The organism is Bacillus aquiflavi (assembly GCF_019915265.1).
In the GTDB taxonomy this organism is placed as follows: domain Bacteria; phylum Bacillota; class Bacilli; order Bacillales; family Cytobacillaceae; genus Bacillus_BT; species Bacillus_BT aquiflavi.
Genome location: NZ_CP082780.1, coordinates 60,154 through 73,253, shown reverse-complemented (window position 1 = coordinate 73,253; position 13,100 = coordinate 60,154). Strand labels below are relative to the sequence as shown.

Annotated in this window: 16 protein-coding genes and 1 pseudogene; 4 read left to right on the top strand and 13 right to left on the bottom strand. The window is 35.2% G+C overall.

Going from position 1 to position 13,100, the window contains the following annotated elements; all coding sequences use genetic code 11:
* Positions 1 to 266 precede the first annotated feature (266 nt).
* The 7 genes and pseudogenes from ltrA to K6959_RS00420 all read right to left on the bottom strand — a co-directional run bounded on the left by ltrA (position 267) and on the right by K6959_RS00420 (position 4,874).
* Positions 267 to 1,531: pseudogene (gene ltrA / locus K6959_RS00445) on the bottom strand (group II intron reverse transcriptase/maturase).
* An 834-nt stretch (positions 1,532 to 2,365) separates the two neighbouring features.
* Positions 2,366 to 2,563 (bottom strand): hypothetical protein, encoded by a 198-nt coding sequence (locus K6959_RS00440; RefSeq protein ID WP_223087319.1) that lies wholly within the window; start codon positions 2,561 to 2,563, stop codon positions 2,366 to 2,368.
* A 288-nt stretch (positions 2,564 to 2,851) separates the two neighbouring features.
* Positions 2,852 to 3,430, bottom strand: a complete 579-nt coding sequence (locus K6959_RS00435) for an ATP-binding protein (protein ID WP_246234916.1) — start codon at positions 3,428 to 3,430, stop codon at positions 2,852 to 2,854.
* A gap of 56 nt (positions 3,431 to 3,486) precedes the next feature.
* A complete protein-coding gene (locus K6959_RS18540) occupies positions 3,487 to 3,654 on the bottom strand; it encodes a hypothetical protein (protein ID WP_246234919.1) in 168 nt (55 codons plus the stop codon).
* A 13-nt stretch (positions 3,655 to 3,667) separates the two neighbouring features.
* Positions 3,668 to 3,907 (bottom strand): DnaD domain protein, encoded by a 240-nt coding sequence (locus tag K6959_RS18535; protein WP_181734483.1) that lies wholly within the window; start codon positions 3,905 to 3,907, stop codon positions 3,668 to 3,670.
* 64 nt (positions 3,908 to 3,971) lie between these two features.
* On the bottom strand, positions 3,972 to 4,490 hold the full coding sequence (locus K6959_RS00425; protein WP_218944051.1) for a phage replisome organizer N-terminal domain-containing protein: 519 nt from the start codon (positions 4,488 to 4,490) through the stop codon (positions 3,972 to 3,974).
* Between the two features lie 81 nt (positions 4,491 to 4,571).
* Positions 4,572 to 4,874 (bottom strand): helix-turn-helix domain-containing protein, encoded by a 303-nt coding sequence (locus K6959_RS00420; protein ID WP_163243340.1) that lies wholly within the window; start codon positions 4,872 to 4,874, stop codon positions 4,572 to 4,574.
* 174 nt (positions 4,875 to 5,048) lie between these two features.
* Between K6959_RS00420 and K6959_RS00415 the strand changes: the two genes are divergently transcribed.
* Together K6959_RS00415 and K6959_RS00410 are read left to right on the top strand one after the other, a co-directional pair.
* Positions 5,049 to 6,050: a helix-turn-helix domain-containing protein gene (locus K6959_RS00415; RefSeq protein WP_223087317.1), complete on the top strand. Its 1,002-nt coding sequence runs from the start codon at positions 5,049 to 5,051 to the stop codon at positions 6,048 to 6,050.
* A gap of 27 nt (positions 6,051 to 6,077) precedes the next feature.
* A complete protein-coding gene (locus tag K6959_RS00410) occupies positions 6,078 to 7,235 on the top strand; it encodes a site-specific integrase (protein ID WP_163243342.1) in 1,158 nt (385 codons plus the stop codon).
* A 106-nt stretch (positions 7,236 to 7,341) separates the two neighbouring features.
* Here the strand turns inward: K6959_RS00410 and groL are convergent, their stop codons facing one another.
* Together groL and groES are read right to left on the bottom strand one after the other, a co-directional pair.
* Positions 7,342 to 8,979, bottom strand: a complete 1,638-nt coding sequence (gene groL / locus K6959_RS00405; RefSeq protein ID WP_163243343.1) for a chaperonin GroEL — start codon at positions 8,977 to 8,979, stop codon at positions 7,342 to 7,344.
* Positions 8,980 to 9,052: 73 nt separating this feature from the next.
* A complete protein-coding gene (groES, locus tag K6959_RS00400) occupies positions 9,053 to 9,337 on the bottom strand; it encodes a co-chaperone GroES (protein ID WP_163243344.1) in 285 nt (94 codons plus the stop codon).
* A 377-nt stretch (positions 9,338 to 9,714) separates the two neighbouring features.
* On the opposite strand from groES, the gene K6959_RS00395 reads away from it, so the two are divergent.
* Together K6959_RS00395 and K6959_RS00390 are read left to right on the top strand one after the other, a co-directional pair.
* Complete coding sequence (locus K6959_RS00395) at positions 9,715 to 10,416, top strand: CPBP family intramembrane glutamic endopeptidase (protein WP_163243345.1); 702 nt, start codon at positions 9,715 to 9,717, stop codon at positions 10,414 to 10,416.
* A 23-nt stretch (positions 10,417 to 10,439) separates the two neighbouring features.
* Complete coding sequence (locus K6959_RS00390; RefSeq protein WP_163243346.1) at positions 10,440 to 10,646, top strand: YdiK family protein; 207 nt, start codon at positions 10,440 to 10,442, stop codon at positions 10,644 to 10,646.
* A gap of 230 nt (positions 10,647 to 10,876) precedes the next feature.
* On the opposite strand, the gene tatC is transcribed toward K6959_RS00390, so the two are convergent.
* The 4 genes from tatC to moaC are packed head-to-tail and all read right to left on the bottom strand — an operon-like array spanning position 10,877 to position 13,092.
* Positions 10,877 to 11,629, bottom strand: coding sequence for a twin-arginine translocase subunit TatC (gene tatC / locus K6959_RS00385; RefSeq protein WP_163243347.1), 753 nt, complete (start codon positions 11,627 to 11,629; stop codon positions 10,877 to 10,879).
* Between the two features lie 18 nt (positions 11,630 to 11,647).
* Complete coding sequence (tatA, locus tag K6959_RS00380; protein WP_163243348.1) at positions 11,648 to 11,836, bottom strand: twin-arginine translocase TatA/TatE family subunit; 189 nt, start codon at positions 11,834 to 11,836, stop codon at positions 11,648 to 11,650.
* Positions 11,837 to 11,891: 55 nt separating this feature from the next.
* The gene (locus K6959_RS00375; protein ID WP_163243349.1) at positions 11,892 to 12,575 is read right to left on the bottom strand and encodes a redox-sensing transcriptional repressor Rex; all 684 of its coding nucleotides are present in this window, start codon (positions 12,573 to 12,575) and stop codon (positions 11,892 to 11,894) included.
* Positions 12,576 to 12,597: 22 nt separating this feature from the next.
* A complete protein-coding gene (moaC, locus tag K6959_RS00370) occupies positions 12,598 to 13,092 on the bottom strand; it encodes a cyclic pyranopterin monophosphate synthase MoaC (protein ID WP_163243350.1) in 495 nt (164 codons plus the stop codon).
* Between the last annotated feature and the right edge of the window lie 8 nt (positions 13,093 to 13,100).

Here is a 13,100-nt window from a genome sequence, read left to right as displayed (position 1 = left end):
GACACTAAAGGTTTAGGATTTAATCCTAACAAGACGAAAACTTGTTTTCGGGGAGTGTGACCACACTCCCGTAGCTTGCCCTCCAGCAATTTATCTAGTTTTATGCAAATAGTTCCGTGCAAACACTAGCGTTTTATGACGCAGAAAAAAACGAAGTCTTTTTGTCGTGAAGAACCCTTCATGTACACTTAAATCGAGTAGGAGGGGGTGATTAGCCCCCGACCTCTCACACCACCGTACATACGGTTCCGTATACGGCGGTTCAATTAAGATGAATAACGCAAAGTTTCGTAACGAATTTGCAGACTTTTCAGCCCTTGGCTTTCCCAGTAGGAATTGTCAAGGGTTCTGTGTAATATGGGGCTTTTTGAAATGCGCCAGTATCCTTTCCGGGTATTCCCCCACTCATATGCTTTTCCGTATGGGATGTTTAAGCGAGTGAGGTTTCTGATTCTTGTCCGAGGTTTCTTCCAATTCTTCCATAGACACATTCTCAATCTTCGTTTAATCCAACTATCTAACAGCTTGAAGATACTTGGTGTATCTGCTAGCGCAAAATAACCACACCATCCAATTAAATATTGGTTTAATTGCTTGATTCTGTATTCCATAGAGTATGGCATCTTTCTAGAGGTAATTTCTCGTATTTTCTTCTTCATTCGTTGGAGACTTGTTTTCGCAATGCGAACCTTAGGTTCTTTATGAAATGTAAAGCTAAAACCCAGGAACTTTCGTTTCCATGGTCGGTCTACTGACGATTTTGTTTCATTTACTTTTAATCGTAGTTGTCCTTCAATGAATCGCTGCACACTTGCCATTGTTCGCTTTCCTGAACGTTCACTTTTTACATAAATATTGCAGTCATCTGCATAACGAACGAATTTATGTCCACGTTTCTCTAACTCTTTATCAAGCTCATCTAATACGATGTTTGAAAGAAGTGGACTTAAAGGTCCACCTTGAGGTGTTCCTTTATCTGTACTCGAAACGACTCCGTTTATCATGACACTAGCTTGAAGATATTTGCGGATCAGTTTTAAGAGTGGTTTATCTTGAATTCTTTTCGCTAATGTTGCCATTAGTCGGTCATGATTGACTTTGTCAAAGAATTTTTCTAAATCCATATCTACTACCCAGCGATACCCCTCTTTTATATACCCTTTTGCTTTTCGGACAGCGTCGTGGGCGTTCCGATTTGGTCGGAATCCATAACTGTTATCCGAAAATGTTTTGTCATATTCCTTCGATAATATCTGCGATATGGCTTGTTGAATTAAACGGTCTGTCACGGTAGGGATGCCTAATAAGCGCACACCGCCGTCTGGTTTCGGGATTTCGACTCGACGTACTGGTTGCGGTTCATAGGTTCCCGTTAGAATCTGCGATTTAATGGTTGCCCAATTTTCGAGGATGTGCTGACGTAAGGTTTGTACGGGCATCATGTCTACTCCATGGCTTCCCTATTCGCTTCTACTCGCTTTAATGCTCGTATCATGTTCTGCCGTTCCAGAATTTGATTCAACATTACCATTTCGTTCCTTCCCGTGAATAGCTTATCTTCTTTTGCCCAGTTGGACTACACCCTCCGCAAATACCCTCGTGGGATTCACCACTACTTTCTAAGCGTGAGGTTTCTCTGTTTTCTGTGTTCATTCATCCAAACTGGAAAGCCAAGGGCTATTCTTTCTTAATTGTTCAGTCCTTCCAAGTTGTTCTAGACCAACTCGTACTATGACCTCTGCTGACTTCTGACAGTTCAGTTACTTGTCACCAAGTAGGTTATGAAGGGAACTTCACGTTTCTGTCAGACCTCCCCGGGTAAGCGCATCCACTTTCACACCATCTATCCGCCTCATTTACTTGATATGACCTTCGACAGAAAGAGCTTTATTTTGTTTGGCAAACTCACTCAATCATATCTAGCCTTGTATGAGATTCGTGTTCGTGTTCGGATCGGATCGGTGTTTTGCCTCCAGCTTCCTTCAGATTCCATGTCACCACGGACACCCTTGCTCTTGGCTAACCTCTACTTCTGTCTTCGGGGTTCGGGACTTGCACCCTATAGTTCATGCGCATGCCGGGCGCACCAAAAAAGGTCGACCTTTCCTATCTCGGAAAAATCGACCTAATAAATATGGTTTATATTTTTTGTATCTCATGTATTTTTCTCTTACCCACATACTGAATCACTCCCTTACTTTATAATGTCTAAACTACCTAATTTAGTTACCTGTTCGCTCAGAAATCGTTTTACAGACTGTTTAACCTCGTTTTGATAGACTTCATCTGTTTTATCCTCTAAATATGCTTGAAAACGCTTCTAGCTCCTTTAAATCGATCACAGCTTTCATTTTTTATCACCCCTTCATTTTTTGTATTTACAAATAGCCATTTGCAACACTTCATCAATTTCGTTTTCTCCATCAACGTATGTTTGCAATAAAGCCCAATTTTTTTTCGTTAATGGTTCAGATCCAAGAGCATTAATCGCTAAGGCATCAGCAACAAATTTCGCTCGTTGTTCTCTTGTTGAATTTGCAATAAGATATTTATCCATGCTCATTATTTATCTCCTTTTATGATCTCTGCACCATCTAATTTAATCACTTGTTCATTTAAAATCTCTTTACAGCCTGTTTAACCTCATTTTGATAAACATCATGAGTTTTATCCTCTAAATAGCTTAAAAACGTTTCTAACTCTTTTAAATCAACAATAGCTCTCATAAGGTCCTCCTTAAGCAATATATTTCGCACTTAAAAGCGTTAAACAATTTTCCTTTCAACACTTCTCCACATCCATTCTTCACCACTTTCTATTTTCAACCGACTGTTAGCTGTACCAAATATCATTACTGTCTTAATTTCTCTCCAGATATAAATTCCCTCCTTCTATAATCAGATCCATTCATCACAATTACATCTGTACTCTCCATCATTCTGGAAAAGTTTCGTTCTCCCACATGATTCTTTAATTCCTTACTATTAAAATTCGTTGTGTAAATGGTTGCTTTTCCAGCACGGTCATCCAGTATTTCGAATAATTTTGAATTAGACCATACTGTGCGTTGCTCAGCTCCTATGTCATCAAGCACTAATAAATCTACACGCTGTATAACTTGTAATAACTCCGCCTCTGTTATCCCTTCCTTATTGTATGTCTGCTTAATTTTTGTCAACAATTTAGGAAGTGATAAAAACAAACATTCATATCCTTGTTCCATCAGTTTTTTAGTAATAGAGACAGATAGATGACTTTTTCCAGTTCCATAACTTCCTGTAAATAAAAGATTTTGTTTTTTATCAAAAGAATCGATATAGGATAAGACTAATTGTTTAGCTTCATATAGTTCAGCACTAGTTGCTTCAAAGTTATCTAGTGTTGCTTGCTTTAGTGAATCATTTATTAAAGAATAATAATTAAAATTCAATTTTAACTTTCTTTTTTTTTGTAGATAAGAAGCCTGTATAGCCTGTTCTGCAAGTTCTATATCCTCACAGATACACCCATAATCAGCAATAATCCTTTTCCCCTTCTAGGTCCGATAGGTATTATAAGCTCCTTCTGCTCGACTTGTTGTTTACATCCTTCACAAGTATATTTTTTTATTATTTTTTGCTCTGGACTTGCCATATACCTTTTAGCAAACTCCATTCCTTAATACCCCCTAATAACCGTAATTATAGCCATGATCAGCAACTATTTCTTCATGCTCCTTTAACTCGAAAGGCTTATTTTCATTAATTTCTATTTCTTTCAGAGTAAAAAGCGACTCTTTTTCCCAATTACGAAGTATTCCTTCCACATACTTTAATTTTCGGATATCTCTTTCACATGCTATATTTAATGCTTTTAAAATGACCTTATCAGGTTCTTTAAATGGAGAACTATCTAACCACAACAACAACTGTTTTTTTGCATGGGTATTAACTACTCCAAACCCATTTTCATTACAAAATTGAATTAGTTGATCAAGATGTTCTTGTTCTATATTTATCTCTATATTTTTTTCTACCTCTATATCTTTCTCTATCTCTATATCTGGTGGACACTTGTCTTCCCTTTGTCCTTCCAATAGCTTTTGGTTTTGTTGTCGCTGTTTTCGGGTCAATCTTTGTTGCTGTTTTCTTGAATGCACCAATACTTTGAGAACCTATCATTTCTTCTACTTGCTTTAAATATATTTCACCGTTTTCTAAGATTTCTACTAAGCCAATCTTAGTTAATAATTTCATAGCAACAAGGACTGTATCAGAATTAGTTTTTGTAAGTTTAGCCAATTTATTATGATCGTAAGGTATTAACATTTGACCAACTTTCCTGATTAATATTCCATTAGTTCTTAGAGATTTTAAACATAATTTTAAATAGAATAAGGAATATTCTTTCCCATTTGGTTGCTCCTCTAACCAATCAATTGCATCTTCTTCAAAAAAATCCTCTTTCAATTGCAACCAGTAAAACCTTTTATTTTTTTCATATTTTGCCAATCTATCAATCTCCTTTTATGAAACAACCCTATAATTGCTTACATCAAGAAATAAACACTACTGACTGATATTTTCATAGAATCATTCCTTTCTTTTGTATCGGATAATGTCACCACCATTATTTCTAACTGCCACATAATATTTATCCATATACTTTTCTACTTCTTTGCGATTAAATAACCATTTTGAACCCAAACGAATACTCGGAAACTCTTCATCGTACAATAAATGTTCGACAATCGTATTCCACGACATGATTAAATAAGCGGATAGTTGTTTCGAATTCATAAAAAACACGTCAGCTTCTAACTTTTCCAGCCTTTCTTCTACTTTTTCAAGATAAAGATCCTTCAATTGTTCTTCATCAATTTCAAAATGTATCATTTGCATCTACTCCTTTTTATAGATTTTCACATTTGTAAATATAATTGTGAACGACTGTATTTTACAACAATATCAAACTCAAAGCAAACAATATTCACAAAAAAAATTACATTTGCAAATATTTTTCAAGCTATGCTATTCTTAAATTAAAAAATCAAAAAAGAGGTAAAACAAATGACTAAATATGATTTTCTGGAACATGAATTTAAACTTAGAAGCAACATGGAAAAAAAAATTAAAAATAAAATTTTTGGAGAAGAACTTAAACGTATAAGAAAATCGAAAAAAATGACTATTAATGAATTAAGTGAAAAATCTTCTGTCTCATCTTCTTATATCTCTCAGATTGAAAATGGGAAGAGAGATACTCCTACACCAGAATTAATTAAAAAATTAGCTCATGGATTATCAATCGACTATTATCATTTGATGAGAATAGCTGGATATTTGAACCCAGATGAGGATAACTTTATTACCCTAGAACAACTAATTAAAGAAGTTCCGAATGAAGAAAAAATAAATGACATGATTGAACATAAAAAGAAAATTGGGAATAAAAGTGAAAAGAAAGTCAATTCTACAGAGGATTCCAAATTCTATAGATTTCTTAATGAAAGGCCAGAAATTAATTATGATGGTCTGAATCAAGAAGAGTTAGATAATCACTTTAAATCTTTTCTAGAATTCAATGCACATGCAGGTCATTATTTAAAGTATCTTCGAATTTTTAATGCTATCAGCCAAAAGGAGATGGCAAATTTATTACAAATCAAAGAAGAAACTTACACCTCTTTAGAAACAACGTTAAGAGAAGATTCACCTTATTTAGTAAAACATAGTGAAGATATTGGAAAAATACTAAATGTATCTAATTTCTTGGATTGGTACAAGTTCATCAGAAGACAAAAAGAATTAGGTTATAACAATTACGGGACAAAAAGAAAGGAAAGCATATATACAGAAATCTCTCTGAATGTAAAGAAAGTTGAAAAGAAAATAAATAAGTCTGGGCATGAGTATTATGTGGAATATTCTGATGAAGAATTAAAAAGAAGACTTTTTGACTTAGATCACTTATTAAATCAGAAAGAACACGAGGTACTTTATAAAGATAGAGTTCTAACAGAAGAGGATATAGAAAAAATAAAAAACATGCTGAATGTCATTTTCGATTAATATGTCTTAATGAAAGGAGGTGAAAAGATGGCTTACATCCATAAACGTGGCACAAAATGGGCTTATATCGTCAATATAGCTAGAGATTCCAAAGGCAAACGTAAACAGATAACAAAATCTGGATTTAAAACTAAAAAAGAAGCTCAACTTGCTGCCAATAAAGTAGAAAATGCTATTGCTAATGGAACACATTTATTTGAATCAAATATCACATTTGAAGAGCTAACAAATGAATGGTTTGAACATTATGCATCACAGGTTAAAATCAGCAGTGTCAGAGCTAGAGAATACGCTGTAAAACATCTGCTAGATGTGTGGGGAACTGTTCCAATAAAGAAAATCACAAAACATATGTATCAAACGGAACTTGATAAACTCAATAAGAAATTTAGCAGAAATTATATTGATAGCATTCATACTTCAGCAAATATGATATTTAAGTATGCTATAAGAAAAGATTTGCTCAATAATAGCCCTTCTTCTTCCTTTGTCATGCCCAAAAAGCAAGTTACAGTGGAAGAAATTGAACAAGAAAAGATACAAGAAAAATTTCTTGAGTTACATGAACTGAAAGAATTCCTTTCTATAGCTAAAAAACATGGGTTAAGTATGGATTATTTAATGTTTACTACATTAGCATATACAGGCTTGCGATTAGGTGAACTATTAGCTTTGAAGTGGTCGGATTTAAATTTTACCGAATGTACAATTCGCATTTCCAAGACTTATTACAATCCAAATAATCAAAAAGATAAATTTCAATTGCTAACTCCAAAGACAGACAAATCAATTCGTACAATTATGCTTGATAAAGACTTAGTAAATTTATTTAAAATACACCGTAAAGAACAGATAGAACTTAAAATGAAAAATCGAATGTTATATCAAGATCAGAATTTCATCTTTGCGGAAAGTACAGGATGTCCAAGAGTAATGAAGAAGGTTGCTATCCGTTTACAACGTCTTATGAAGCTGATGAACACAGATAAACACATTACCCCACATGGATTTAGACACACGCACACCTCTCTTCTTATAGAAGCTGGTGCAGGTGTTAAAGAAATCCAAGAACGATTAGGACATTCAGATATTAATACAACGATGAACATCTACGCACATATGACCAAAAATATAGAAGAAAAGACCTCCCAAAAGTTCAGTGAACTAACGAAAGGTCTTCTCTAAAAATTTTATTGTATGGCGTATCAAAATAATGGAAGTTAGCAAAAAGTTAGCATTTTGCCACTAACTAACCCTCAAACCCTTTAATATCAAGGGATTCAGGCGGTTATTACATCATGCCGCCCATTCCACCCATGCCGCCCATACCGCCCATATCAGGCATTGCAGCTGCATTTTCTTCTGGTTTGTCAGCAATTACTGCTTCAGTTGTTAAGAACATTGCTGCTACAGAAGCTGCGTTTTGAAGTGCAGAACGAGTAACTTTAGTTGGGTCAACAATTCCAGTGTCGATCATGTTTACCCATTCGCCAGTTGCTGCGTTGAAGCCGATTCCAACTTCTTCTTTCTTTAAACGCTCAACAACAACAGATCCTTCAAGACCAGCGTTGTGAGAGATTTGACGTACTGGCTCTTCCATAGCACGTAGAACGATGTTTACACCAGTTGCTTCATCGCCAGTTGCTTCGATTTCTGCTACTTTGTTGTAAACATTTACTAGAGCTGTACCACCGCCAGAGACAATTCCTTCTTCAACAGCTGCACGAGTTGCGTTTAAAGCATCTTCAATGCGAAGCTTGCGCTCTTTTAATTCTGTTTCAGTTGCCGCACCAACTTTAATTACAGCAACTCCGCCTGCTAATTTTGCAAGACGCTCTTGTAATTTTTCACGGTCAAATTCAGAAGTAGTTTCTTCTAATTGAACACGAATTTGGTTTACACGAGCACCAATTTTGTCAGTTGCACCAGCGCCTTCAACGATTGTTGTATTTTCTTTCGTTACAACAACTTTTGCAGCACGGCCTAGTTGTGAAATATTAGCTGATTTTAAGTCTAATCCAAGATCTTCAGTGATCACTTCTCCGCCTGTTAGAATAGCAATGTCTTCAAGCATCGCTTTACGACGATCACCGAACCCAGGAGCTTTAACAGCTACTGCATTGAAAGTACCGCGAAGTTTATTAACAACTAATGTTGCAAGCGCTTCACCTTCTACGTCTTCAGCGATAAGTAATAAAGGCTTGCCTTGTTGAACAACTTGCTCTAATACTGGTAAAATTTCTTGGATATTTGTAATTTTCTTATCTGTAATTAAAATATATGGATTTTCAAGGATCGCTTCCATCTTATCAGAATCAGTCACCATATATGGAGAAGCATAACCGCGGTCAAATTGCATACCTTCTACAACGTCAAGCTCAGTTGTAAAGCCTTTTGACTCTTCGATTGTAATTACTCCGTCGTTACCAACGCGTTCCATTGCTTCTGCGATTAATTGACCAACTTCGTTGTCGTCAGCTGAAATAGAAGCAACTTGTGCAATTGAATCTTTTCCTTCAATTGGCTTAGAAATGGCTTTTAATTGTTCAACAGCAGTTTTTACTGCTTTTTCAATTCCTTTGCGAACTCCCATAGGATTTGCGCCAGCTGTTACGTTTTTCAAGCCTTCACGGATCATTGCTTGTGCAAGTACAGTTGCAGTTGTTGTTCCGTCACCAGCAACATCGTTTGTTTTGCTTGCTACTTCTGCAACAAGCTTTGCACCCATATTTTCAAATGCATCTTCTAATTCGATTTCTTTTGCAATTGTTACTCCGTCGTTTGTAATAAGTGGAGAACCGAATTTCTTCTCAAGAACCACGTTGCGTCCTTTAGGTCCAAGAGTTACTTTTACCGCATTTGCAAGAGAATCTACTCCACGAAGCATCGCACGGCGAGCTTCTTCGCTGAATAAAATATCTTTTGCCATTGTATAACAACCTCCTCAAATATTTTTTAAATTTGATTATTTATAAGGGATGTTCCATGCAAATAATTACGAATTAGCTAATTACAGCAAGGATGTCACTTTCACGCAAAATTAAGTACTCTGCACCTTCGTATTTTACCTCAGTACCAGCGTATTTTGAGAAGATAATGCGATCGCCCTCGGAAACTTCAGGAAGAACACGCTCTCCATTTTCAAGTACACGACCTGTTCCAACAGCTACAATTTTACCTTCTTGAGGTTTTTCTTTTGCAGTATCTGGTAATACAATACCGCTTGCAGTTTTTTCCTCAGTTTCAACTAGCTCAATCACAACGCGATCACCTAGTGGTTTTAACAAGTTAAACAACCTCCTCAATATGTAATATTTTGTTATTTGTTAGCACTCTCATCTAACGAGTGCTAACACAATTATTATATTAAATAAACCGAAACTTTTTTTCAAGTATCATGCTGTTTTTTTTTTAAAAAAAAAAGTTGGTTTATTGTGAGAAGTAAACGATAAAATATGTCACCATAACATTTTATATTTAGAAAAAATGATCCTTGGCATTTGAAACTTGCTGCCTTTAACTAGTAAAATAGAAAGAGTGGACTATGATACAACTATGTAGATTTATTTGGCTCATTCGTATGATACTATGGTCTCAAGCCTAGAATAACCATATTGTTTCATACAGCCTTTAAATAAAAGCTTTGTAAAAGGAGGTCGACAATTTGAAAAAGGAGTATTGGTATATTTTAATTATTTATATCTTCATGCAGCTCTCGAGTATTTTCGGGGCTCCGCTGTTTACAGCGATTGCAGCTTTCTATAAAAAAGACAGTAATGCCTCACAATTAAAAATGATTGGTTTATCATCCTGGGTTGTGTTTAGTTTTACGATCACACTGCTTATCGTTCTCTTTATTTTGCGAAAAGAAATCAAATATCCTCAATATGAACGGAATGCAACTTCTACTGGAGTCTCGATTGCATGGGCATTTGGCGGCGTATTTTTAGCCATGTTTGCTCAAGCTGTCGCTGTAGCGATCGAATTGAAACTTGGAATTGAAACAGGCTCACAAAATACGGAAGATATTGTTTCAGCAGTTGAGTATTTCCCATTAATGATTGTTGTTGTTACTATTTTAGGGCCTATATTAGAAGAAATTGTTTTTCGCAAAATTATTTTTGGTTCGTTGCAGAAACGGTTTAACTTTTTTATTTCAGCTTTTATTAGCTCAATCATATTTGCTTTAGCTCATGTTGACTTTAGCCATATTATTATTTATACAGCAATGGGCTTTACATTTTCCTTTTTATATGTAAAAACAAAACGTATTATCGTCCCAATGTTTGCCCATATTGCGATGAATACACTCGTACTAGTTGTTCAATTTCTTGCGAGTAATGAATTGGAAAACTATATTAAATAAACGTCTTTTTTGGAGGATTTTACATGAGAGCGTCACCGCTATTTACTGGATTCGTCTATATTTTCCTTGGAATATTATTTACCTTCTTTGCTATTCAAAATGTAAACCAACAAGGATGGGGCTTTTTCTCTTACTTACTTGTCCTCCTTGCAACAATTGATTTTGGGGCAGGCATTAGAATGACCGCTTTTCATTTTATAACGAAGAAGAAAAAAAATAAGTCAGACTAAGTATGATCTGACAAGCGTTTTCAAAATAAACTTCCCTATAATCTGGAATAGTCCTGTTAGGGCTGTTTTAGAATATTCACACAAACCTCATATTCAAAATCGTTACTTGTACTTCGTTATAAACTCATGTATGACTGTTCTATTCGCTTCCGTCTTGACTGACAAGCGTTTAAAAAATATCAAAATATTAACATCATATAAAAGAATAAAGAACGTATTTAATACGTTCTTTATTCTTTTAACTGTTGTTCATATAATCTTTCTGCCTCTTTCACTTTCCTATAAGAGAAGCGAGAGATCAGAATACTAATTTCATATAATATAAATAATGGAATCGTTACCATCAAATGAGACAACAGCTCTGGTGGCGTTATAAAAGCTGCAATGACTAATAACACAAAGTAAGCATATTTGCGTATTTTTGAAAGAAACATTGGTGTTACGATACTCAGTCTTGTTAAAAACATAATTACAACTGGCAGCTGAAATAACAGCCCGAACGGAATTGTTAATTGAAATAAAAATTGAAAATATTCATTAATCCCAATTACTTGGTTAATATCTAAACGATCAGCAATTCGTTTCATAAATTCTACAACAAACGGAAAAAGAATAAAATATGAAAAAGCTAGTCCGCTCAAAAATAATATTACGGAAATTGGGATGTAGCTAAGCGTTACTTTCCGTTCCCTCTCATACAGACCCGGACTAATAAATGCCCAAAGCTGGTATAAAATAAGGGGCAGCGTCAAAACAAATGCAGTGATAAAAGCAAATTGCATATAAATTTTTATCGGGTCTGTAAGTCGAAAAGCGTTCATTGTCAGTTCTTTTGCTTCATCTGCCTCTTGTAAATATACAATGAGAGGCTCCGCTAAGAAAAAGCTAATGATAACAGCAATGACGAAGAAAACGACTACGAGTACAAGTCGTTTTCTTAATTCATGTATGTGTTCAAAAACGGTCATATCTCTTTGACTCATCACATGTTCATCCTAACCTTACTTAACATCAGTCTTTTTCTGTTGTTTATCATCATCGTCATCGTCTGCTAAGCCTTTTGTCGCATTTTTAAACTCACGAAGTGTATTTCCAGCTGCTTTTCCAAGCTCTGGAAGCTTTTTTGGACCAAAGATGATTAAAGCTATAACTAAAATTAATATGAGGCTTCCCATTCCTATATTCATCATTTTGCCTCACCTCCTACCTTTTATTTTAACTGTTTTTTTCATATACAACAAGCTTCTATTCGTTTAAATCTAGTATATCCTTTCCGGAAATATTTTCTTCATGATTAGGATAATGCTTTAAAAAATAAACGAGTGATTGAAGCTCTACAGCCAAATCAATATGGTGAACTCGAAGAGACGGAGGGACAGTTAATCGAGCAGGAGTAAAATTTAAAATTCCTTTCACATTCGCTTGTACTAATCGATCTGTAATCGTTTGTGCAGCTGGAGCTGGGACGGTTAAAATCGCAACCGAAATATGATCATTACTAATCCGTTCTTCTAAATCGTCCAAATGATAAACAGGAACATCTCCAATTAAAGTTCCAATTTTATGATGGTCTATATCAAAAGCAATCGAGATTTTAGTATTATTATTTTTAAGAAAATTATAATTTAAAAAGGCCGTTCCTAAATTTCCGACACCGATTAAAGCTACCTTTGTAAGCTCGTCCTGATCTAACGTTTTACGAAAAAATGATAATAAATAATGAACATTATAGCCGTATCCTTTTTTACCTAAGGCGCCGAAATAAGAAAAATCTCTGCGAATTGTCGCTGAATCTACTTTTACTGCTTCACTTAATTCTGCCGATGAAACTCTTTGTTTTCCTGAAGCGTGTAAATTTTGTATGAATCGATAATATAATGGCAACCTTTTTGCTGTTGCTTGCGGAATTTTATTTGTTTCATTTTGCATTGTGATCCCCCGCTTCTTTTCATTAGTCTATTATTTCCTTTCTGATAAAATCCCCATTTTTTCCTCCTGTTTTTTCAACAAGATAAGTTGGACCAATAACCATTCCTTTATCCACAGCTTTACACATGTCATAGACAGTTAAAGCGCAGACTGAAGCGGCTGTTAACGCTTCCATTTCTACTCCCGTACTCCCTTTCGTTTTAACAAAAGTTGTAATAATTAATGTAAATTGTTGTTCTTTTTGTTTCCATTCAAACGAAACATCTACACCTGTCAGTGAAATCGGATGGCACATCGGAATCATATCCCATGTCTTTTTGCTCGCCATTATTGCTGCAACTTGAGCAACAGCTAATACATCCCCCTTTTTTACCTTATTTAATGTGATATTATCATATATTTCCCGATTCACTGTAATACTTGATCGTGCGACCGCAGTTCGAAAGGTTTCTGGCTTTTTGCTTACGTCAACCATCTTTGCTCTTCCTGCCTCATTAAAATGAGTGAATCCTGTCATCTCTCTTT